23 protein-coding genes, 1 other RNA gene and 2 pseudogenes are annotated in these 20,861 nt (G+C 65.1%); 18 read left to right on the forward strand and 8 right to left on the reverse strand.

The genetic code is table 11. The annotated features are described in order from the left end of the window. Positions 1–9: 9 nt before the first annotated feature. The 3 genes from FIV02_RS10170 to FIV02_RS10180 are packed head-to-tail and all read left to right on the forward strand — an operon-like array spanning position 10 to position 2,295. Complete coding sequence (locus FIV02_RS10170) at positions 10–1,422, forward strand: multicopper oxidase family protein (RefSeq protein WP_152488544.1); 1,413 nt, start codon at positions 10–12, stop codon at positions 1,420–1,422. Positions 1,423–1,480: 58 nt separating this feature from the next. Beyond that, positions 1,481–1,981, forward strand: a complete 501-nt coding sequence (locus tag FIV02_RS10175; RefSeq protein WP_134678275.1) for a plastocyanin/azurin family copper-binding protein — start codon at positions 1,481–1,483, stop codon at positions 1,979–1,981. Positions 1,982–2,001: 20 nt separating this feature from the next. After that, complete coding sequence (locus FIV02_RS10180; RefSeq protein WP_047589530.1) at positions 2,002–2,295, forward strand: copper-binding protein; 294 nt, start codon at positions 2,002–2,004, stop codon at positions 2,293–2,295. A 44-nt stretch (positions 2,296–2,339) separates the two neighbouring features. Here the strand turns inward: FIV02_RS10180 and FIV02_RS10185 are convergent, their stop codons facing one another. Beyond that, positions 2,340–2,618, reverse strand: coding sequence for an HU family DNA-binding protein (locus tag FIV02_RS10185; RefSeq protein ID WP_037054278.1), 279 nt, complete (start codon positions 2,616–2,618; stop codon positions 2,340–2,342). Positions 2,619–3,205: 587 nt separating this feature from the next. On the opposite strand from FIV02_RS10185, the pseudogene FIV02_RS25220 reads away from it, so the two are divergent. The 3 genes and pseudogenes from FIV02_RS25220 to ffs all read left to right on the forward strand — a co-directional run. After that, positions 3,206–3,838, forward strand: a pseudogene (locus FIV02_RS25220) (MCP four helix bundle domain-containing protein); the annotation flags it as partial. Between the two features lie 309 nt (positions 3,839–4,147). Continuing rightward, a pseudogene (locus FIV02_RS25225) lies at positions 4,148–4,744 on the forward strand (methyl-accepting chemotaxis protein); the annotation flags it as partial. Between the two features lie 105 nt (positions 4,745–4,849). Next, positions 4,850–4,946, forward strand: an RNA gene (ffs, locus tag FIV02_RS10195) — signal recognition particle sRNA small type. A gap of 197 nt (positions 4,947–5,143) precedes the next feature. Here the strand turns inward: ffs and FIV02_RS10200 are convergent. Beyond that, positions 5,144–5,431, reverse strand: a complete 288-nt coding sequence (locus FIV02_RS10200) for a DUF3509 domain-containing protein (RefSeq protein WP_037054273.1) — start codon at positions 5,429–5,431, stop codon at positions 5,144–5,146. Positions 5,432–5,484: 53 nt separating this feature from the next. Next, complete coding sequence (locus FIV02_RS10205) at positions 5,485–5,706, reverse strand: hypothetical protein (protein ID WP_037054270.1); 222 nt, start codon at positions 5,704–5,706, stop codon at positions 5,485–5,487. Between the two features lie 471 nt (positions 5,707–6,177). On the opposite strand from FIV02_RS10205, the gene dnaX reads away from it, so the two are divergent. The 5 genes from dnaX (at position 6,178) to FIV02_RS10230 (ending at position 11,304) form a co-directional block, all read left to right on the forward strand. Next, positions 6,178–8,280 carry a DNA polymerase III subunit gamma/tau gene (dnaX, locus tag FIV02_RS10210; protein WP_152494742.1) on the forward strand — a complete coding sequence of 701 codons (2,103 nt, stop codon included), beginning with the start codon at positions 6,178–6,180 and terminating at the stop codon, positions 8,278–8,280. A 23-nt stretch (positions 8,281–8,303) separates the two neighbouring features. Next, positions 8,304–8,630, forward strand: a complete 327-nt coding sequence (locus FIV02_RS10215; protein WP_003460931.1) for a YbaB/EbfC family nucleoid-associated protein — start codon at positions 8,304–8,306, stop codon at positions 8,628–8,630. A gap of 252 nt (positions 8,631–8,882) precedes the next feature. Further along, entirely contained in the window at positions 8,883–9,482 is a 600-nt protein-coding gene (recR, locus tag FIV02_RS10220; protein ID WP_037054265.1) for a recombination mediator RecR, read from the forward strand. Positions 9,483–9,510: 28 nt separating this feature from the next. Then, positions 9,511–10,089, forward strand: coding sequence for a DUF4157 domain-containing protein (locus tag FIV02_RS10225; RefSeq protein WP_152488547.1), 579 nt, complete (start codon positions 9,511–9,513; stop codon positions 10,087–10,089). Between the two features lie 66 nt (positions 10,090–10,155). Beyond that, positions 10,156–11,304 (forward strand): acyl-CoA dehydrogenase family protein, encoded by a 1,149-nt coding sequence (locus FIV02_RS10230; protein ID WP_152488548.1) that lies wholly within the window; start codon positions 10,156–10,158, stop codon positions 11,302–11,304. Here the strand turns inward: FIV02_RS10230 and FIV02_RS10235 are convergent, their stop codons facing one another. Continuing rightward, positions 11,305–12,252 carry an AraC family transcriptional regulator gene (locus FIV02_RS10235; RefSeq protein ID WP_037054258.1) on the reverse strand — a complete coding sequence of 316 codons (948 nt, stop codon included), beginning with the start codon at positions 12,250–12,252 and terminating at the stop codon, positions 11,305–11,307. Positions 12,253–12,579: 327 nt separating this feature from the next. Between FIV02_RS10235 and FIV02_RS24805 the strand changes: the two genes are divergently transcribed. From FIV02_RS24805 to FIV02_RS10260, 6 genes are all read left to right on the forward strand, one after another. Further along, entirely contained in the window at positions 12,580–12,726 is a 147-nt protein-coding gene (locus FIV02_RS24805; RefSeq protein ID WP_167494402.1) for a hypothetical protein, read from the forward strand. A gap of 19 nt (positions 12,727–12,745) precedes the next feature. Continuing rightward, on the forward strand, positions 12,746–13,045 hold the full coding sequence (locus tag FIV02_RS10240) for an antibiotic biosynthesis monooxygenase (protein ID WP_037054253.1): 300 nt from the start codon (positions 12,746–12,748) through the stop codon (positions 13,043–13,045). Between the two features lie 68 nt (positions 13,046–13,113). After that, positions 13,114–14,403, forward strand: coding sequence for an FAD-binding oxidoreductase (locus FIV02_RS10245; protein ID WP_152488549.1), 1,290 nt, complete (start codon positions 13,114–13,116; stop codon positions 14,401–14,403). Between the two features lie 16 nt (positions 14,404–14,419). Next, a complete protein-coding gene (locus FIV02_RS10250; protein ID WP_047591545.1) occupies positions 14,420–14,977 on the forward strand; it encodes a helix-turn-helix domain-containing protein in 558 nt (185 codons plus the stop codon). 28 nt (positions 14,978–15,005) lie between these two features. After that, a complete protein-coding gene (locus FIV02_RS10255) occupies positions 15,006–16,352 on the forward strand; it encodes a glutamine synthetase family protein (protein ID WP_152488550.1) in 1,347 nt (448 codons plus the stop codon). A 23-nt stretch (positions 16,353–16,375) separates the two neighbouring features. Then, positions 16,376–17,743: an aspartate aminotransferase family protein gene (locus tag FIV02_RS10260; protein WP_152488551.1), complete on the forward strand. Its 1,368-nt coding sequence runs from the start codon at positions 16,376–16,378 to the stop codon at positions 17,741–17,743. Positions 17,744–17,870: 127 nt separating this feature from the next. Here FIV02_RS10260 and FIV02_RS10265 read toward each other — a convergent pair whose 3' ends face one another. The 4 genes from FIV02_RS10265 to FIV02_RS10280 all read right to left on the reverse strand — a co-directional run bounded on the left by FIV02_RS10265 (position 17,871) and on the right by FIV02_RS10280 (position 20,006). Then, complete coding sequence (locus FIV02_RS10265) at positions 17,871–18,323, reverse strand: MarR family winged helix-turn-helix transcriptional regulator (protein ID WP_037057064.1); 453 nt, start codon at positions 18,321–18,323, stop codon at positions 17,871–17,873. A gap of 70 nt (positions 18,324–18,393) precedes the next feature. Next, a complete protein-coding gene (locus FIV02_RS10270; protein ID WP_037057071.1) occupies positions 18,394–18,708 on the reverse strand; it encodes an I78 family peptidase inhibitor in 315 nt (104 codons plus the stop codon). A 32-nt stretch (positions 18,709–18,740) separates the two neighbouring features. Continuing rightward, complete coding sequence (locus FIV02_RS10275) at positions 18,741–19,391, reverse strand: YceH family protein (protein WP_152488552.1); 651 nt, start codon at positions 19,389–19,391, stop codon at positions 18,741–18,743. A gap of 48 nt (positions 19,392–19,439) precedes the next feature. Further along, the gene (locus FIV02_RS10280; RefSeq protein ID WP_152488553.1) at positions 19,440–20,006 is read right to left on the reverse strand and encodes a TetR/AcrR family transcriptional regulator; all 567 of its coding nucleotides are present in this window, start codon (positions 20,004–20,006) and stop codon (positions 19,440–19,442) included. Positions 20,007–20,098: 92 nt separating this feature from the next. Between FIV02_RS10280 and FIV02_RS10285 the strand changes: the two genes are divergently transcribed. Further along, a complete protein-coding gene (locus FIV02_RS10285) occupies positions 20,099–20,830 on the forward strand; it encodes an SDR family oxidoreductase (protein ID WP_152488554.1) in 732 nt (243 codons plus the stop codon). The last annotated feature ends 31 nt before the right edge of the window (positions 20,831–20,861 follow it).

Here is a 20,861-nt window from a genome sequence, read left to right on the forward strand (position 1 = left end):
TCTGCTGACATGGTTTCACGACGTGATTTCTTTCTCGGTGCCAGTGCCATCGGTGCGGCGGTCGCCACCTCGGCGGTCAGCCGGGTGTCCCTGGCGGCGTTGCCCGAGCCGGTGCTGCAGGCCAGCGCCGATACCCAGCCGCCCTTGCAGCCGGACAGCGGGCGCCCCTACAACCCGGTGGTGACGCTCAACGGCTGGACGCTGCCGTGGCGCATGAACAACGGCGTCAAGGAGTTCCACCTGGTCGCCGAGCCGGTGGTGCGCGAGCTGGCGCCCGGCTACAAGGCTCACCTGTGGGGCTACAACGGCCAGTCACCGGGGCCGACCATCGAGGTAGTGGAGGGCGACCGGGTACGCATCTTCGTCACCAACAAGCTGCCCGAGCACACCAGCATCCATTGGCATGGCCAGCGCCTGCCCAACGGCATGGACGGCGTCTCGGGCCTGACCCAGCCGGCGATCCCGGTGGGCAAGACGTACGTCTACGAGTTCGTCGCGCGCCGGCCCGGCACCTTCATGTACCACCCGCATGCCGATGAGATGGTGCAGATGGCCATGGGCATGATGGGGTTCTGGGTCACCCACCCCAGGGAGCACCATCCGCTGATCAGTGAGGTGGACCGCGACTACTGCTTCCTGCTCAACGCCTACGACATCGAGCCCGGCGCCTACACGCCGAAGATCATGCAGATGCTCGACTTCAACCTGTGGACCTTCAACAGTCGCGTGTTTCCCGGCATCGATCCGCTGGTGGCGCGTCAGGGCGAGCGGGTGCGCCTGCGTGTCGGCAACCTGACCATGACCAACCACCCGATCCATCTGCACGGCCACGAATTCGAGGTGACCGGTACCGACGGCGGACCGACCCCACTTGCTTCGCGCTGGCCGGAAGTGACCACCGACGTGGCGGTGGGGCAGATGCGCCAGGTGGAGTTCATCGCCAACGAGGAGGGCGACTGGGCACTGCATTGCCACAAGAGCCACCACACCATGAATGCCATGGGCCACGACGTGCCGACGCTGGTCGGCGTCGATCACCGCGACATGACCGGCAAGATCGCCAGGCTGGTGCCCGACTACATGGTGATGGGCGAGCGCGGCATGGCCGACATGGCGGAGATGCCGATGCCGCTGCCGGACAACACCGTGCCGATGATGACCGGTGACGGGCCCTTCGGCTCGGTGGAGATGGGCGGCATGTTCACCCTGCTCAAGGTGCGCAAGGAGCAGGCCGCTGGTGATTACCGCAATCCGGGCTGGTTCAGGCATCCGCCTGGTTCGCAGGCCTACGAGTGGACAGGCGCCCTGGCCGAGCCGAGCCGCACGCATGACGGCGGCGGTCAGTCGATGCCGCTCGAGCGGCCGGTCGAGGCGCCGGTGGACGTGCAGGTACGCAAACCCGGTGGCCATGCCGGGCATTGAAAACACGCCGGGCCGCCACGCGCGGCCCGGTCAGCAGACCAATCGAGGAACATCCTGAATGAAAACCCTATCGCTTCTTGCCCTGACCCTGACGCTGGGTGGCGTCCTGAATAGCCCGTTGGCACTTGCCCACGGCGAAGCCCATGGCACTCACGACGCTGCGGCGATGCCGATGGAACAAAAGCCCTGGGGCATCGCTGGCAGCGCTGCACAGGTCGATCGCAGCATCGACATCCGCATGGGCGACCAGATGCGTTTCACACCGGATCGCCTGCAGGTCAGGCAGGGCGAAACCATCCGTTTCGTTCATCACAACGACGGGCAGTTGCTGCATGAGTTCGTCATCGGCACCCGAGCCGAGCTGGATCAGCATGCCGCGATGATGGCCAGGTTTCCCGGCATGGAGCACGACGAGCCCTACATGGCGCATGTCGCGCCCGGGCAGAGCGGCGAGATGATCTGGACGTTCAACCGTGCAGGCGAGTTCGACTTCGCCTGCCTGATCGCCGGCCACTACCAGGCCGGCATGACTGGCCGCATCCAGGTGCTGGCCGAATGACCTGCTGGAGGAATGCACGTATGAAGAGCACATTGATGATCACGGCCCTGGCCACCCTGTTCAGCCTGCCGTTGCAGGCCGCCGAACCCGCGCCGCTGAGCCAGGGCGAGGTGCGCAAGGTGGATATTGCAGCGCAGAAGATCACCCTGCGTCACGGCCCCATCGCCAGCGTCGGCATGCCGCCGATGACCATGGTGTTCGAGGTGGGCGAGCCGAAATTGCTGGAAGGCGTTTCAGGCGGGGAGAAGGTGAGCTTTCAGGTGGAGCAGCGGGGGAGTCGCTACGTCGTCACCGAATTGAATGTACTGAAGTAAGCCGAAACAGGCCGGCCCGGCATTGCGTCCGGGCCGGCAGACAATCAGTTCAGCGCATCGCTCAGCGCCTTGGCAGGCACCAGCTTGACCACTTTCTTGGCCGCGATCTCGATGCTCTTGCCGGTCTGCGGGTTGCGACCGGTGCGGGCCGGACGCTCGCTCACCTTCAGTTTGCCGATGCCAGGAAGGGTGATCTCACCGTCGTTTTCCAGTGCGTCGCCGACAATTTCGCCCAGCTGATCGATCAGGGTGCGAACAGTGGCTTTCGGCAGGGAAACGGCCTCGGCCAGGTCGCTGATCAGTTGGTCTTTGGTGATTGCCATGATGTAACTCCGTTTGCAGGTGAGAGGTTCGGTGCGCTGGGTCGTGCCCGGGCAGCCGAAAACGAGGGAAAGCTAGCACAAAAGGTACAGTCCGGGAGTGCCGTGGCAGACACTTCCGATAGGGCTTAGTGTCGCAGCGGGTCGGGTGGTTCCGGGTGGCGGATAAAAAAGCCGGGACCCTGGTCGGAATGCTGTCCACATAAAGGGTGGTCGGACGCGAGTCCCCTCGCCCCGTTGGGGAGAGGGTTAGGGCGGGCCGCGTTCGGAGAGGGGGCACTGGCAGCTTTGCGGCATTTTCAGCCCTCACCCCCAGCCCCTCGCCCATAAATGGGAGAGGGGAGCCAAGCCTGTGCAACCGCATTACGCACCCTGATCGGGCTTAACGAAGTGTTAAGCCTTCGTGCCTAGGCTCACGGCCAGGAAGGCTGACGAATCAGTTTTGCCAGCCTCGACTATGCTTGCTCTTACCTGATTGATACTGGAGTGCAATCATGCTGCGTGCCTTCACTGACCTTGGTTTTCGCTGGAAAATTGCCCTGCCCATTCTCCTTCTGGCGGCCCTGTTGGTGGCCATGGGCGTGCTCGGCATGCGTGGCATCACGCAGGTGGCCGATTCCTCGACGACCCTGACCAACCGTTTCCTGCCAGGCATCAGCCTGTTGCTCAATGCCGACCGGGATCTCTACCAGGCGTTCATCGCCGAGCGCAGCATGCTCGACGAGGATTCGGGCAGCCATCTCGAGGAGCTGCGTGCTGCGCACACCGAGAACCTGCAGCAGGCCTATGACCGTGTGCACAAGTTCGCGGACATGCAGCCGGGCGGCGAAGCGATGGCGCTGGTCGCCGAGTTCGATCGCGGCTTCGAACTGTGGAAAGCCACCTCCCTGAAAGTATTGCAGCTGGCCGCCAGCAACCCCGAGGAGGCCAGCCACCTCAGCTTCGGTGACAGCGAGGCGCAGTTCGAGGTGATGCGTGGCGCCATCAACAAGCTCGGCGAACTGGAGGACAGCTCCGCCAACGCCGTGGGCACTGCGGCGATCGCCCATGGCGAAGAACTGGCCTGGCAGCAGGGCATCGTCATTGCCGTGGGGCTGGCCGTCTGCCTGCTGCTGGTCATCGGCTTCCCGCTGCTGGTGACGCGTCCCCTGCACAGCCTGCTGCATCGCATCGAGCAGATCGCCGATGGCGATGGCGACCTGCGCGTGCGCCTCGACGTGTTGTCCAGGGACGAGCTGGGCCAGCTCAGCCATGCCTTCAATCGCTTCCTCGACAAGCTGCAGCCGTTGATCAAGGAAGTGGGGCGGGTCACCGACGAGGTGGCCGACTCGGCGAAGAACCTTGCCGGTCTGGCGGCGGCCAATGACCAGTTGATCAGCAGTGAACATGCGGCGGTCGACCAGGTCAGCACCGCCGCGACGGAAATGAGCACGGCCGTGCATGAGGTGGCGCGCAATGCGCAGAATGCGGCGGATGCAGCGCGCAGTGCCGAGCAACAGTCACGCGAAGGAGCCGAGGTGGTGGGGGCGACCATCGCCTCGATCCGTCAGCTGGCGCAGGAAGTGGAGAGCGCCTCTTCGACCATCCAGACCCTGGAGCAGGAGGCCGCCAACATCGGTGCGGTGCTGGCCGTGATCAAGGGCATCGCCGAGCAAACCAACCTGCTGGCGCTCAACGCCGCCATCGAGGCGGCACGAGCCGGCGAGCAGGGGCGGGGCTTCGCGGTGGTGGCCGACGAGGTCAGGGCATTGGCGGCGCGTACCCAGGAGTCCACCAAGGACATTCAGGGCATGATCGAGCGCCTGCAGGTCGGGGTGCAGAACGCGGTCAAGGCGACCCACACGGGGAGCGAACGGGCACGGCAGAGCGTCGATCAGGCTGCCGGCGTCGACCAGGCGTTGAACGTCACTGGTGAGTCGGTGCAGCGCATCAACGACATGGCCGCGCAGATCGCCACGGCGTGCGAGGAGCAGAGCAGCGTGACCGAGGAGATCGCCCGCAACATCAGCGACATTCGTGACCTCTCCAACGAGGCGGCGCAGACCTCCGAGCAGAGCACGCGGGCCAGCCAGCACCTGTCCGAGCTGTCCCACGGTCTGGCGCAGCTGGTGGGGCGTTTTCGCGTGTGAGAGGGTGCTGCAACGCATCTAAGTGTTTGAACCGGTTGTAACTTTGCATTTAGTCGTTACAATGGCGCGGCCCGTCGCAATGACGGGCTGCGTGATGGTGGGTCCTGTCGGTCCCCTCGCAACGATTACCTGTGAACCTGGTCAGGCCCGGAAGGGAGCAGCCACAGCGGGAACATCGTGTGCCGGGGTGTGGCTGGCAGGGCTCGCCTCCAATCTGCGATTCCCCATCTCGATCATCTTTCCTTGGCTTGCGCGCGCATCGCCAGGGCTGCCGCCTGCTCGTCACCGCCGTTTCCGTAGCCGTCCATGCGCACTCGCGCAGCATGCGGCGATCGTTGCGCCATGAACGAAAACGCCCGATGCCAATGGCATCGGGCGCTCTGTTGACGGCGGTCTGGTTCAGGCCGTGCGATAGCTCAGTACGCTGTCCTGTTCCTTGAGCGTCTTGCGCAGTTCGGCAGGAATGTTGCCAGCGCGTACGGCCAGTTCGAGGCGGATGTCTTCCAGGCTCTGGGCGAAGGCGTTCTGGTCGTCGAGCTGTGGCTTGGCCAGCACGCGGCTGTAGACGGTACTGTCGCTCTCGTCGAGCAGGGCGAGGATGACGCTGCCGTCCGGCCGTGGGGAGCTGAAGTTGGCACGCAGCGGGGTGAACAGGTGATCGACGAGTTGCTGGTTGGTGAATTCCATGACCTACTCCATCCTGAGATTGGCCAGTTTGGACCTCAGGATGAGCGATAGGTTCAGGCGATGAGCGACTGGCGGGTGCGCTCGATCACCTGTTGCAGCGAGTCGTCGCCGTACTGGCCCGGGTACAGGCGCTGGCTGTACTGGGCAATACCGGTCTTGTCGACCAGGGTGAAGCTGAAGCTGCCTTTGCGCGCTGCCTGGATACGGCAGTCGAATGGGGCGAAGGCGTGGGTCAGCGTGCTGATGGCTTTCTGAATCTGATGTTGAGTATGCATTTTTCTAAGTGTTTCCTTTAAAGCATGTGCGCTTCGTTGCGCGTGGTGTCGCTCCATGGGGTTGGCCGAAAAGCGGCCATAGCAGTCAACCGATCGGAGCTGTATTAGCACGATAAAGTTCCATTGTTACGGTTCTTCGGCGTGGTCAGTACGTCGGAGGCAGGCGGAGGAACTGCGCCAGTTAACGTGAGTGGCGAGTCGGCCTGATCAGTCAGCAGGTGGGATCGGGGAGGGCGGCTGCGCAGGAATGCGCTAGACGTTGAACCGGGAAACCAGCGGGGAGGCGCGAGGGCCTGGATGACTTGCAGCTTGGTACGAACGGCGCGAATCATACTGTATTGCGCAATAAATGAACAGCACTGTTTCGCAACTCGACAAGGGGCCTTTTCAGTGGCTCGGTTGGCGGATGCAATTTGCCGGTCGCTCCGCTAGGATTAGCCCACTTTTGCTTTCCTCACATGACGGTTTTCCATGAGTTATCAGGTTCTTGCACGTAAATGGCGTCCGCGCTCGTTCCGCGAAATGGTCGGCCAGACCCATGTGCTCAAAGCCCTGATCAATGCCCTGGACAGCCAGCGCCTGCACCACGCCTACCTGTTCACCGGTACCCGTGGGGTGGGCAAGACCACCATTGCGCGGATCATCGCCAAGTGCCTGAACTGCGAGACCGGCATCAGCTCCACGCCCTGCGGGACCTGCTCGGTGTGCCGGGAGATCGACGAGGGGCGCTTCGTCGACCTGATCGAAGTGGACGCCGCCAGTCGTACCAAGGTCGAGGACACCCGCGAGCTGCTCGACAACGTGCAGTATTCGCCGACCCGTGGGCGCTTCAAGGTCTACCTGATCGACGAAGTGCACATGCTCTCCACCAGCTCGTTCAACGCCTTGTTGAAGACCCTGGAAGAGCCGCCACCTCACGTCAAGTTCCTGCTCGCCACCACCGACCCGCAGAAGCTGCCGGTCACCGTGCTGTCGCGCTGCCTGCAGTTCTCCCTGAAGAACATGCCGCCGGAGCGGGTGGTCGAGCACCTGAGCCATGTCCTCAGCGCCGAGAACGTGCCGTTCGAAGACGACGCCCTGTGGCTGCTGGGGCGCGCCGCCGATGGTTCGATGCGCGATGCCATGAGCCTGACCGACCAGGCCATCGCCTTCGGTGAAGGCAAGGTGCTGGCCGCCGATGTGCGTGCCATGCTCGGCACGCTGGATCACGGCCAGGTCTATGGCGTGCTGCACGCGCTGATCGAAGGCGATGCGCGCGCACTGATCGAAGCCGTGCGCCATCTGGCGGAGCAGGGCCCGGACTGGAATGGCGTGCTGGCGGAGATGCTCAATGTGCTGCACCGTGTGGCCATCGCCCAGGCGCTGCCGGACGCGGTTGACAACGGTCAGGGTGACCGCGAGCGCGTGCTGCAGCTGGCCCAGGCCTTGCCTGCCGAGGATGTGCAGTTCTACTACCAGATGGGTTTGATCGGCCGTCGCGATCTGCCCCTGGCGCCTGAGCCGCGCGGTGGTTTCGAGATGGTCCTGCTGCGCATGCTGGCCTTCCGCCCTGCGGGAGCCGACGATGCTCCCAGGGTCACGCTAAAGCCGTTGGGGATCAGCCAGGCCACTGCTGATTCCCGGACGAACCCAGTGGCCGGCACCGCTATGCCGGCTCCTGTCGTTTCTGCCCCGGCGCCTGCCGCTGCCCCGGTAGCGCCTGCGCCTGTCATGCCGGTGGCCGCCGAGCCTGCTGCCGTGGCACCGGACACGAGCGTTGTGCCGGCCGTGAGTGAACCTGCGCCGGTTGCGGACGTGCCGGTACCGGTCGTTGACACGCCCGAAGCCGCCGCCAGCCTGCCGCCAGAGCCAGAGCCAGAAGCACCCGTCGCGCCCGAGCCCGTCGTCGATCTGCCTTGGGACACCGCCAAGGCGCCAGAAGCTGTTGCCGTTGCCCAGCCCGAAGTCGTGGCAGTGCCGTCGGCGCCTGTCGTGGCGCCGCTGGAGGCCGAGGTCGTGGCCCCGGTCGCCAATGCGATCGTGCAGGCAGAGGCCGACGCTGATGCTGGCGACGATGAGCCGCCGCCCGGTGACTACGACTATGTCGAGATGGACGCCGAAACGCTTGACTACGATTTCGGTCAGAGCGAAGCCGCGGCGCCGCAGGTCGAAGAGCCTCTGCCCGCCGCCAAACCCGCCACGGGGCTGGCCGCCGAGTGGCTGTCCCTGTTCCCGCAACTGGGTCTGGGCGGCATGACCGGCAGCATCGCGGCCAACTGTACGCTGATCGAGGCCAATGGCGATGACTGGCTGCTGCACCTGGACCCGGCGCACAGTGCGTTGTTCAATCCGACCCAGCAGCGGCGTCTCAACGATGCCTTGAATCAGCAGCAGGGACGCAGCATCAAGTTGCGTATCGAGCTGTGCAAGCCCGAGCAAGAGACACCGGCCCAGGCGGCGGCCCGTCGCCGTGCCGAGCGCCAGCGCAGTGCCGAGGCCTCGATCCAGGCCGACCCGCTGGTGCAGCAGATGATCCAGCAGTTCGCCGCCAAGGTGCGCGACGACAGTATCGAACCACTCGACACCTCCCGTTAACACGAACACCCGAGGATAGCGACATGATGAAAGGTGGCATGGCAGGCCTGATGAAGCAGGCCCAGCAGATGCAGGAAAAGATGCAGAAGATGCAGGAAGAGCTGGCCAATGCCGAAGTCACCGGCCAGTCCGGTGCCGGCCTGGTCAGCGTGGTGATGACCGGCCGCCATGACGTCAAGCGCATCACCCTGGATGACAGCCTGATGCAGGAAGACAAGGAAGTGCTTGAGGACCTCATCGCCGCGGCCGTCAACGATGCGGTGCGCAAGGTCGAGCAGAACAGCCAGGAGAAGATGTCCGGCATGACGGCCGGCATGCAGCTCCCGCCAGGCTTCAAGATGCCTTTCTGACCGGCCTCGTGCCGTCCAGCCGACGCACAGGGCGGCGTTGCAGGCGGACGCGGAACTCGCATGCGCTCCAGCATGCGGCGCTTCCTCGTCCACCTGCGCCTTGCCCCACGCGTCGTCTGATCGCCACGCCTGACATGGCGCTCGTGCGCGCAGGGTGGTGGCTGGCCTCAGTGCCTGGCCTGAGGCCATCCGGGCCTGTTGCCTGGCCCGTTTCCCCGGAGCGCATCCGGGCTATCAACCTGTAGGAACACCATGAGCTTCAGTCCTCTGATTCGCCAGCTGATCGACTCCCTGCGCATCCTGCCTGGTGTGGGGCAGAAGACTGCGCAACGCATGGCCCTGCAGTTGCTCGAGCGCGATCGCAGTGGCGGCCAGCGCCTGGCGCAGGCACTCAATGCGGCGATGGAAGGGGTGGGGCACTGCAAGCGTTGCCGCAGCCTGAGCGAGGATGACATCTGCCACCTGTGCGCCGACGAGCGTCGCGACGACAGCCTGCTGTGCGTGGTGGAAGGCCCGATGGATGTCTACGCCGTCGAGCACACCGGCTATCGCGGGCGCTACTTCGTGCTCAAGGGGCACCTGTCGCCGCTCGATGGCCTGGGGCCGGAAGCCATCGGTATTCCCGAGCTGCTGGAGCGCATCGACGCCGGTGCCTTCAGCGAGGTCATCCTCGCTACCAATCCGACGGTGGAAGGCGAGGCCACGGCGCACTACATCGCGCAGATCCTTACCGGCAAGGGCCTGGTCGCTTCGCGCATCGCCCATGGCATGCCACTGGGGGGCGAGCTGGAGCTGGTCGACGGCGGCACGCTGGCGCACGCCCTGGCCGGCCGACGTCCGATCACGCTCTGACCCTTCGCACCCACGCTGCGCGCTGCCCATGGGCCGCGACTTCGTGCGCCGTGTCGCGCTGGCGCTCCTGCTCGGGATACCGGTTGCGGCAAGCGCGCAGTGCGCGCTCGGCCAGATCCCGGTTTGCCTGGGGCAGAGCTGTCTGTGTGTGCCCGATCCGGCCCGCGTGCGTGAAGATGGCCTGAACCTGGCCGCCGCACACCTAGAAGCCTGGCTGCAGCAGTCACGCCAGGCGGCCCTGAGTGCAGGCACCGAGCCGATACCCCTGATGATTCGCGCGCAGCTTGCGCCGTTCTACGATGACGCCTTGCTCGACGAGGTGCGCTTTCGCGTGGGCAGCACCGACGCGATGGACGCTGCCAGCGTCATGCTGCGCAACCCGGACGTGCAGGCCGTGACCCTGATCGATGTGGTGGTGTTTCGCAGCGCTGATGCCGCTGGCCAGGATGCTGCCCTCTGGGCGCACGAACTCTGGCACGTACGACAGTATCGCGAGTGGGGCAGCCGCGGATTCGCCCAGCGCTACACCCGTGATTTCGAGGCTGTCGAGGCGCCAGCCTATGCCATGCAGGTACGGATCAGGCGCGCGCTGCGCGAGCAGAAATGAAACGCTCGCTTGAAAACCAAGCAAGCGCTAGGTTAGGGTGGCCAAAACAATAACGGGAGTACCCGCATGGCCGCCCCTCAGTCGTATTTCGATGAATCCCACCAACTGGTTCGCGACTCCGTTCGGCGTTTCGTCGAGCGCGAGATCCTTCCGCACATCGACGACTGGGAAGAGGCCGAGGAGTTTCCCCGCGAGCTGTACCTCAAGGCAGGGGCGGCAGGCATTCTCGGCATCGGCTATCCGGAGCAGTACGGCGGCAGCCACGAAGGTGACGTGTTCGCCAAAGTCGTCGCCAGCGAAGAACTGATGCGCTGTGGCTCGGGTGGCCTGGTGGCGGGGCTCGGCTCCCTGGATATCGGCTTGCCGCCGGTACTCAAATGGGCCAGGCCGGCCGTTCGCGAGCGCGTGGTGCCCCAGGTTCTGGCCGGCGAGAAGATCATGGCGCTCGCGGTCACCGAACCGTCCGGTGGTTCCGATGTGGCCAACCTGAAGACCCGTGCCGTGCGCGAGGGCGACCACTACCGCATCAACGGCAGCAAGACCTTCATCACCAGTGGCGTGCGTGCCGACTACTACACGGTGGCGGTGCGCACCGGTGGCGAAGGTTTCGGCGGTGTCAGCCTGCTGCTGGTGGAAAAGGGTACGCCGGGGTTCAGCGTGGGGCGCAAGCTGAAGAAGATGGGCTGGTGGGCGTCGGATACCGCCGAGCTGTTCTTCGATGACTGCAAGGTACCGGTGGACAACCTGATTGGCGTCGAGAACGCCGGTTTCGCCTGCATCATGGCCAACTTCCAGAGCGAGCGCCTGAGCCTGGCGATCATGGCCAACATGACGGCGCAACTGGCCCTGGACGAGTCGATGAAGTGGGCCCGCGAGCGCCAGGCGTTCGGCAAGCCGGTGGGCAAGTTCCAGGTGCTCAAGCATCGCCTGGCCGAAATGGCCACCCAGCTGGAGGTCTCCCGCGAGTTCACCTACCGCCAGGCGGCGCAGATGGCGGCGGGCAGGAGCGTGGTCAAGGAAATCTCCATGGCCAAGAACTTCGCCACCGATATTGCCGATCGCCTGACCTACGATGCGGTACAGATCCTCGGCGGCATGGGCTACATGCGTGAATCGCTGGTCGAACGGCTGTATCGCGACAATCGCATCCTTTCCATCGGCGGTGGCACGCGAGAGATCATGAACGAGATCATCGCCAAGCAGATGGGCCTCTGATCAGGACGCGACCTGGTTCTGCGCCGCCTGGCGCAGGCGTGCGATGTCGCGCTGTGGCGGGTCGCCGAACAGGCGGCTGTACTCGCGGCTGAACTGCGAGGGGCTCTCGTAGCCCACGCGATAGCTGGCCGCCGCCGCTTCCAGGTTGTCGCAGAGCATCAGCCGGCGCGCCTCCTGCAGACGCAGCTGCTTCTGGTACTGCAGCGGGCTGAAGGCCGTGACGGCCTTGAAGCGATGGTGCAGGGTCGAGGGGCTGAGGTTGACCTCGCGCGCCAGCTCTTCGATGCGCAGCGGCTGATCGAAGTTCTTGCGCAGCCACTCGATGGCGCGCGAAATGCGCTGGCTCTGGCTGTCGGCCACCACCACCTCATGCAGGCGATGCCCCTGCGGGCTGAGCAGCATGCGGTAGAAGATTTCACGCAGGGCCAGCGGGGCCAGCATGGCGATGTCGCGTGGGGTCTCCAGCAGGCGCAGCAGGCGAATCACCGCATCCAGCAGGCGCGGGTCGAGGCGATCGAGGAACAGCGCCCGTTGCGAGGCCGCGTCGGGTGCCGGGATGGGTGGCATCTCGGTCAGCAGGCTGCTGATCAGCGCCGGGTCGATCTCCAGTGCCAGGCTCAGGTAGGGGGCTTCCGGGCTGGCCTCGATCACCCGGCCGGTGACCGGCAGTACCACCGAGGCCACCAGGTAGTTCAGCGGATCGTAGACATAGAGCTCGTCGCCCAGGCGTATCTCCTTGCGCCCCTGCGCGATGATGCACAGGCAGGGGTCGTAGACCGTCTGCATCGGCAGGCTCGGGGTGGTGGCCCGCGCCAGCTTGAGGCCGGGAATGGCGGTGAGGTGCAGGCCATCCTCCGGGACGAAGCGTTCGACGAGGCGCGCCATTTCATGGCTGAGGTCGGCAAGAGGAGTGTCGAGATTGGTGGCGGTATGGGTGAGTGACTGCATGGCGCTCCTCCAGAAGGTCTGCGAAGACTAGCCAGGTTTTTCAGGCAAGTCATGGGCGCCTGCAGGATTAGGCAAATATTTGCCAGTAATGGGCAAACGTCCCCTGAAATAGAGTGTTTCAGGAATGCCACCAGTCCTGGTCTGCGATGTGGAGTTGCGGTGGATCGTGCAGTTTTAGGCAATGATCGGCCAGTATCCGGCTAACGCTGCCGTGACCTGGCGGTTAATCTCTGCAGTCATCGCGCCGTGTCCCTGCGTCGCGCGAACGCTTGAAGTAGCTACGCCACCCGCTAAGCGGTGCCCCACGTGTCCGAAGGAGCCCGCCACATGTCCAGCAAATGGCTGATCGCACCACTGACACTCTTGTTGCTCGCCACTGCCTGGCTCGATTCTCGAGCGGGTGGCGAAGCGGTTTTCGCCGATCCGCAAGCCGCACCCCATGTTCTGCAGCGACAGGCTGCCGATCTGCATTGATCCATTCCAGGAGGTTGCCATGAGCATCGTTCACCGTATGACCATTCGCGCTCGCCACGACCGCGCCGTCCGGTTGAGGCAGTGCCTGGCCCGGCTCGATCAGATCGGCCGGGACATTCCCGGCTGCCAGGGGCTGCGGGTCCTGCCGCTGCGTGGCGACCCGCTGACCTGGGAAGTCGAAGGGCAGTGGCGCTCGGCCGCAGCACGAGACGCCTTTCTCGGTAGCGAGTGCCTGCGCCGGGTGCTGGCGCAGGCCATAGAGGAGGGGCTTTTCACCCATCTCGAATGCGCGATGGAGCTGCAACAACAAGTCGCCTGACTTGCCTTTGTGAATTTATCTCTATAGATTTTCATGAAATTAATTATTTTAAATTTCATGAGTCGTCTATGTTTCGCCACGCCCATGAGCACGTCGACAGTTACTACGCCCATAGCTGCAAGGACCGGCTGAGCCATCATCCGCGCCTGCAAGGTGAGGTGCAGTGCGATGTGCTGGTGGTTGGTGCGGGCTTCAGTGGCCTGCACACGGCGCTGCGCCTGGCCGAGGCGGGCCTGCAGGTCATCGTGCTGGAAGCCAGTCGCGTGGCCTGGGCGGCTTCGGGGCGCAATGGCGGCCAGGCGATCCTGGGCTGGTCGTGCGACATGCCGCCACTGGAAAAGGCCCTTGGCATCGAGGGCGCCCAGCGTCTGTGGGACGGCATGGCCTGGGCGGCGAACGAGCTGCGCGAGCTGCCGCAGCGCCATGCGTTCGACTGCGACTACCGCCGTGGCCATCTGTGGACGGCCGTGCTGCCCCGGCGCGTGGCGCAGCTGCACGAATGGCAGGAAGAGGCTGCGAGCAAGTGGGGGCACCGCACCCTGCAGTTCGTCTCGCGCGAGCAGATGCCGGAGTGGGTGGCCAGCGAGCGTTACCGGGCCGGGCTCTACGACCCGCAGGCCGGGCACGTCAATCCGCTCAAGCTGGCGCTTGGCCTGGCCGAGGCATTCGTCGCGGCCGGCGGTCGCATCTTCGAGCAGAGCCGTGCGCTGAGCCAGGAAGCGCATGCTGCAGGCTACCGCGTGCGTACCGAGCAAGGTAGCGTGCAGGCCGGCAACCTGGTGCTGGCCTGCAACACCTACATCGACCATCTGGAGCCGCGCCTGGCGCGACGCATACTGCCCGTGGGCACCTACCAGATCGCTACCGAGCCGCTGGGGGCGGAGCGTGCCGAGGCGCTGCTGCCGCGCAATGCCTGCGTCACCGACAATCAGTTCGTCCTCGACTACTTCCGCCGCACGCCGGATCACCGGCTGCTGTTCGGCGGCGGCTGCACCTACCTGGGCGGCTTGCCGCAGGACATGGCGGCGGCGACCCGGCCCATTCTCGAGCGTGTCTTCCCGCAGCTGTCTGGCGTGGCCATCGACTTCGCCTGGGGCGGCCATATCGACGTGACCCGCGCGCGCACGCCGGACATCGGCGGGGAGAGCGGGCGTTACTGGCTACAGGGCTTCTCCGGGCATGGCGTGCTGCCGACCCTGGCAGCGGCACGTGCGGTGAGCGACGCCATCCTCGGCAACGAGGATGAGCTGGCGCTGTACCGGCAACTGCGCAATCCCGACTTCCCCTTTGGCGAACGCCTGGCTGCGCCGCTCGAGGCCATCGGCAAGGCCTGGTATCGACTGAGAGACAGCTTCTGAAATGGACAGCCCTGACATGGACAAGAACCTGGAGATGGCCGCGCTGGCGGTTCTCATCCACGACCTGCGCAAGCACAAGAAGGTCACCCTCAATGAGCTGGCCGAGCGTATCGGGCGTTCCGTGGGCTTTCTTTCCCAGGTCGAGCGCGGCCTGTCGCGCCCGACGGTCGCGGACCTGACCGCGATCAGCGAAGCCCTCGATGTGCCGACGACCTATTTCTACAGCCTGCCCAAGCCCAAGGCGCTGGACTGGGTCACCCGGCCGGACGAGCGTCGCACCCTGTACCTGGCCGGCGGCATCACCGACATCATGGCATCACCGACCCTGCAGGGCGCCTTCATGGTCGTCGACAGCCTGCTCGAGCCCGGCGCCAGCAGTGGCGAGCGGCAGATGAGCGACCGCTCGGAGCAGGCCGGCTACGTGCTCGAGGGCCAGCTGACGCTGTGGCTGGGCGAGGACGAAGAGAGCGCCACCCTGTACCCGGGCGATGCCTTCCAGGTCCCGAGCTACGCGCGTTTGCGTTACGCCAATCAGGGCGATACGCCTGCGCGCGTGCTGTGGATCTACACCTGAACCTTCCCGTTGACCGGAAATGACCATCATGAACGCCACCCGAGTCGAGCTGCTCGACGAAGTCCGCCAATTTCGCCAGGCCCACCCCGAGGTGCGCTTCGTCGACCTGATCTGCCTGGATATTCCCGGGCACTTCTACGGCAAGCGCTATCCCATCGAGATGCTGGAGAAGGTCGCAGCCGGCAGTGCCCTGAAGCTGCCGCAGAACTGCGTGCTGCTCGGCGCCCAGGGCGGGCTCCACGAGATCGGCGACTACTGCTTCCATGATGGTGACCCGGATGCGCCGCGCCGCCTGATTCCCGGCACGCTCAAGCCGGTGACCTGGGAGCGCCAGCCGCTGGGGCAGATGCTGATCAGCTCCGACGGCACCGACGCTCCCATCGAGTTCGAGCCGCGCGAGGTGCTGGCGCGGGTGGTGCAGCGCCTGGCGGCGCGTGGCATCCGTCCGGTGGTGGCGTTCGAGCTGGAGTTCTACCTGTTCGACAAGGCGCTCAAGGCAGGCCTGCCGCAATACCCGCGTGATGACCTCAGTGGCGATGCCGACGACCAGCCGAACATGCACATCGAGCGCCTGTCGCGCTTCGCCGAGGTGCTCGACGACATCAGCGAGACCGCGCGCCTGCAGGGCATCGACACCACGGTGATCACCGCCGAGATCGGTCCGGGGCAGTTCGAGATCAACTTCAGCCACAACGCCGACCCGATGCAGGCCGCCGACTGGTCCGCGCTGTTCTGCCGGGTCACGCGGGGCGTGGCCCTGCAGCACGGCCACCGCGCCAGCTTCATGGCCAAGCCCTACCTGCAGTACCCCGGCAGTGGCATGCATGTGCATGTCAGCCTGTACGACGAAGCGGGTGACAACCTGCTGGCGCGCGACGACCAGCGTCCGCTGCGCCATGCCGTGGCCGGCTGCCTGAGCCTGCTGCCGGAACTGATGCCGATCTACGCGCCGAACCACAACAGCTACCGCCGTTTCGGTGCTCAGGTGAACTCGGCGAGCCAGGCCAGCTGGGGTTTCGAGGACCGCGACGCCTGCGTGCGAATCCCCGAATCGGACACCCGCAACCTGCGCCTGGAATTCCGTCTTCCCGGTGCCGACGCCAACCCCTACCTGGTCCTGGCGGCGCTGCTGACCAGTATCGAGCAGGGGCTCGACGCCAGGGTCGAGCCCATCGCACCGCTCAACGATGACCGCAGCAGCGGCGTCGATTTCCCCAAGGACATGCTCGACGCCGTGCGCCGCATGCAAGCCAGCGAGCGTGTCGCGGCTGGTCTCGGCAGCGAGTTCGTCATGGTCTATTGCGAGAACAAACGCCAGGATCACCTGGCCTTCATGCACGACATCAGCCCGCGTGAATACCGCTGGTACCTGTGATGTCCCGGATCGAAGGAGGCGACATGAACAACTCGAAAACCGCACACTGGCAGGCTCTGAGCCAGGCCCACCATCTGGCGCCGTTCAGTGACTACAAGCAGCTGGCCGAGAACGGCCCGCGCATCATCACCGAGGCCCGTGGCGTGCACCTGTGGGACAGCGAGGGGCACAAGATCCTCGATGGCATGGCCGGCCTGTGGTGCGTGGCCGTCGGCTATGGTCGCGAGGAACTGGTTGAGGCCGCCAGCGCGCAGATGCGCCAGCTGCCGTTCTACAACACCTTCTTCCAGACCGCCCACCCGCCGGTGCTGGAGCTGGCCCAGGCCATCGCCCAACTCGCACCGGCCGGCATGAACCACGTGTTCTTCACCGGTTCCGGCTCCGAGGGCAACGACACCATGCTGCGCCTGGTGCGCCACTACTGGGCGTGCAAGGGGCAGCCGAACAAGAAGGTCATCATCGGCCGCGAGAACGGCTACCACGGCTCCACCGTGGCCGGTGCCAGCCTTGGTGGCATGAAGTTCATGCACGAGCAGGGCGACCTGCCGATTCCCGGCATCGCCCACATCCCGCAGCCGTACTGGTTCGGTGAGGGTGGCGAGCAGTCGCCGGAAGCGTTCGGCATCTGGGCCGCCGACCAGCTGGAGAAGAAGATTCTAGAACTGGGCGAGGAGAACGTGGCGGCCTTCATCGCCGAGCCGATCCAGGGTGCCGGTGGGGTGATCGTGCCGCCGGACAGCTACTGGCCACGGATCAAGGCGATCCTGGCGAAGTACGACATCCTCTTCGTCGCCGATGAAGTGATCTGCGGCTTCGGCCGTACCGGCGAGTGGTTCGGCAGCCAGTACTACGGTCTGCAGCCCGACCTGATGACCATCGCCAAGGGGCTGACCAGCGGCTACGTGCCGATGGGTGGCCTGATCGTCAGCGACAAGGTGTTCGAGGTGATCGAGGCGCATGGCGATTTCAACCACGGCTTCACCTATTCCGGGCATCCGGTGGCGGCGGCGGTGGGCCTGGAGAACCTGCGCATCCTCAAGGAAGAGGGCATCGTCGAGCGGGTGAAGGCGGAAACGGCACCGTATTTGCAGAAGCGTCTGCGCGAGCTGGCGGATCACCCGCTGGTGGGCGAAGTGCGCGGTATCGGCATGCTCGGCGCCATCGAACTGGTGCAGGACAAGGCGACGCGCAAGCGTTTCTCCGCTGATGTGGGGGCGGGCATGGTCTGCCGCGGCCACTGCTTCAGCAACGGCCTGATCATGCGCGCCGTGGGCGACACCATGATCATCGCGCCGCCACTGGTGATCAGCCAGGCGGAAGTGGACGAGCTGGTGGATAAGGCGCGCAAGTGCCTGGATCTGACCTGGGAGCAGGTGCGCGATCAGGCGTAAGCCCTGCCGTCCTGGTCGCGGCAGTGCGGGCCGTGGCCGCCACCCGCTCGACAAAACAAGACCCCGCGACCGGTGACGGTCGCGGGGTCTTGTTTCATGCGCAGGCCGGGCAGAAGCAGGCGTTGCTTCAGAGGGCGTCCTGCAGGTGCTTGCGCAAGGCCACCAGGTCATCGCGCAGGTCGCCCAGCTGGTCGATGTTGAGGCCGGAGGCCTTGAGGATGCACGCCGGCAAGGCCTTGGCCTGCTCGTGCAGGGCACGGCCCTTGTCGGTCAGGTACAGCTGCACGACACGCTCATCCTGGCTGCTGCGCTGGCGCTGCAGCAGGCCTTCGCTCTCCAGGCGCTTGAGCAGCGGCGTCAGCGAGCCGGGATCGGTCAGCATGCGCGCGCTGATCTCGCTGACGGTAATGCCCTCGTTCTCCCACAGCACCAGCATTGCCAGATACTGCGGGTAGGTAAGACCGAGTGCCTGCAGCAATGGCTTGTAGGTCTTGGTCATCATCAGCGAGGTGGAATAGAGGGCGAAGCACAGCTGGTTGTCCAGCATCAGCTCGGCGCAGGGTTCCACTTGGGAGGTCATGGCGTTGGCCTGTGCAAGGGTGGTGGGCAGTGTCGGCGCAAGCGCTGCGGAGCGATCCGCAGCGCTGCAATCAGCCGCAGGAAACGCGGGTGATCACGCGTTGGTCATCGACGTTGAGGTTGAGACGCTGTCTATTGTATTCTAGGGTCACCACGCTGCCCGGTGTCAGTATGCGCGCGGTACTGGCGCCCGCCTGCTGGCGTGCCTGCTCCAGCAGCTCGGGGGTCGCGGTCTCGCCCTTCAGGTGCTCCACCGCCGAGGAGGTGCAGCCCTGGCTGGGGTCGGCAGGGGTGATTGCAGGTTGGGATTTTTCCGCGGTGCTGCTGCAGCCGGCTGCGAGCAGGGCAGTGGCGATGATCAGGCTGAAACGAGTCTTGAGGTTCAACGCGTTGGGCTCCTTTTCCATGGGGGTAGCGGTCATTGCGCGCCTTCTAGGCGCGCCAGACGTTCTTCCAGCGCAGCGATGCGCGCTTCCAGTTCGACCAGGCGATCTTCGTTAGGTGCCGCGGCCTCGCTGCGGCCACTCGGGCGGCTGGCCAGCAGGCTTTCGAGGTCCGCCGGTTCACCCAGCAGATGCATGTAGCGGTCCTCGCGCTGGCCCGCCTGGCGCGGCAGCAGCAGGGCCAGGCCGCGACCGATCAGGCGTTCCAGCTGGTGCTGGATTTCGGCCACGTCATCGAAGTCGTACATGCGGTTGCTGCGGGTCAGCAGTTCGTTGAGGGTCTGCGGTCCGCGCAGCATGAGCAGGCCGAGCAGCACCGTCTGCGGCTTGACCAGTTCCAGTTGCTTGTCGCAGCGCTGTTCCCAGCGGTCCGCCCGGCTGCCCATCTGCAGGTGCACCAGTTGCCGGCCTTCCAGGCTGCGCAGGTAGCGCCCGACTTCGCCGGATTCGAGGTTCATCAGCGGTTCACGGCTGGTCTTCTGGTTGCAGGCCAGTTGCACGGCATTGAGCGTCAGCGGATAGCTTTCCGGGGTGGTCAGCTGCTTCTCGATCAGGCAACCGAGGATGCGGACCTCGATCGCATGCAGGGGGCTTTCGCCAACCAGCGGGGAAGGGGTGTGGGACATGGTGCGGTCCTGGCAGAGATGTTCCGTCTAGGTTAACGGCATACGTGCTCAGCCGACAGGCTTCAATGTGTGTTCGAGCATGTCCAGGCTGGCATCCAGCACCTGCTGGCGCGTGTCCTGGCTGGCCAGCATGCGTGCCAGCAGCAGGCTGCCCAGGCATTGCGCGAGGATCGTCCAGGCCAGTTGCCGGTCGCCGATGATCTCGGCCCAGGTTTCCTGCAGTTGCAGAATCTGCTGCTCGGTGCGCTGCCGGACGCGCTCGTCGGCACGCGCGATCTCGGCGCCCAGGCTCGGCAACACACAGCCTTTGTCGGGCTGCTCGACATGCGCCAGGCTGAGGTAGGCCGCCAGGCAGCGCTGCAGCTTGTCACGCCCGGCAGCGCCCGGTTCGCCACCCAGGCGTTGCAGGCTGGTACGCAGCTCGCGCTCGATCAGCTCGGCGAACAGCTCGTCCTTGCTCGGGAAGTGGCTGTAGAACGCCGCGCCGGTCAGGCCTATGGTTTTCATCAGCGCATCCACGCCGGTAACGGCAAAGCCCTGCTGCTTGGCGATGGCGCCGCTGCTGGCGAGCAGGCGTTCGCGGGTTTCGGCCTTGTGTTCGGCGGAATAACGCATGAGAGGCTCCGTGGATGAGGGTGGCTTGACCTGTCCGGGAGCATAGCATAACGTTCGTTCAGCTAACGATCGTTAGTTAAAAGGAGAAGGCCATGAACGAGAACAAGAAAGTCGCTTTGATCATCGGCGCCGGTGATGCCACTGGCGGCGCCATTGCCCGGCGTTTCGCCCGCGAAGGCTATGTGGCCTGCGTCACCCGGCGTAGCCTGGACAAGTTGCAGCCGTTGCTGGAGCAGATCCGTGACGAGGGCGGCGAAGCCCATGGCTTTGCTTCCGATGCGCGGCGTGAAGAACAGGTGGCCGAACTGGTCGAGCACATCGAGCGGGATATCGGCCCCATCGAGGTGATGGTCTTCAACATCGGCGCCAACGTGCCCTGCAGCATCCTCGATGAAACCGCGCGCAAGTATTTCAAGATCTGGGAAATGGCCTGCTTCGCTGGCTTCCTCACCAGCCAGGCGGTGGCCAGGCGCATGGTCGGGCGTGGTCGCGGCACCATTCTCTTCACCGGGGCGACCGCAGGCCTGCGTGGCGCCGCCGGTTTCGCCGCCTTCGCCGGGGCCAAGCACGGCATTCGCGCCCTGGCGCAGAGCATGGCGCGCGAGCTGGGGCCGTTGAACGTCCACGTGGCCCATGTGGTGGTGGACGGGGCGATCGACACGGCCTTCATCCGTGACAGCTTCCCCGAGCTGTATGCCAGGAAGGATCAGGATGGCATCCTCGACCCCGAGCACATCGCCGACAGCTACTGGTTCCTGCACGCCCAGCCTCGCGATGCCTGGACGTTCGAGCTGGACCTGCGGCCGTGGATGGAGCGCTGGTAACCTGTGCAAGCCGATAACCACAACAACGAGC

It is taken from the genome of Pseudomonas sp. THAF187a (assembly GCF_009363395.1).
Lineage (GTDB): Bacteria > Pseudomonadota > Gammaproteobacteria > Pseudomonadales > Pseudomonadaceae > Aquipseudomonas > Aquipseudomonas khazarica.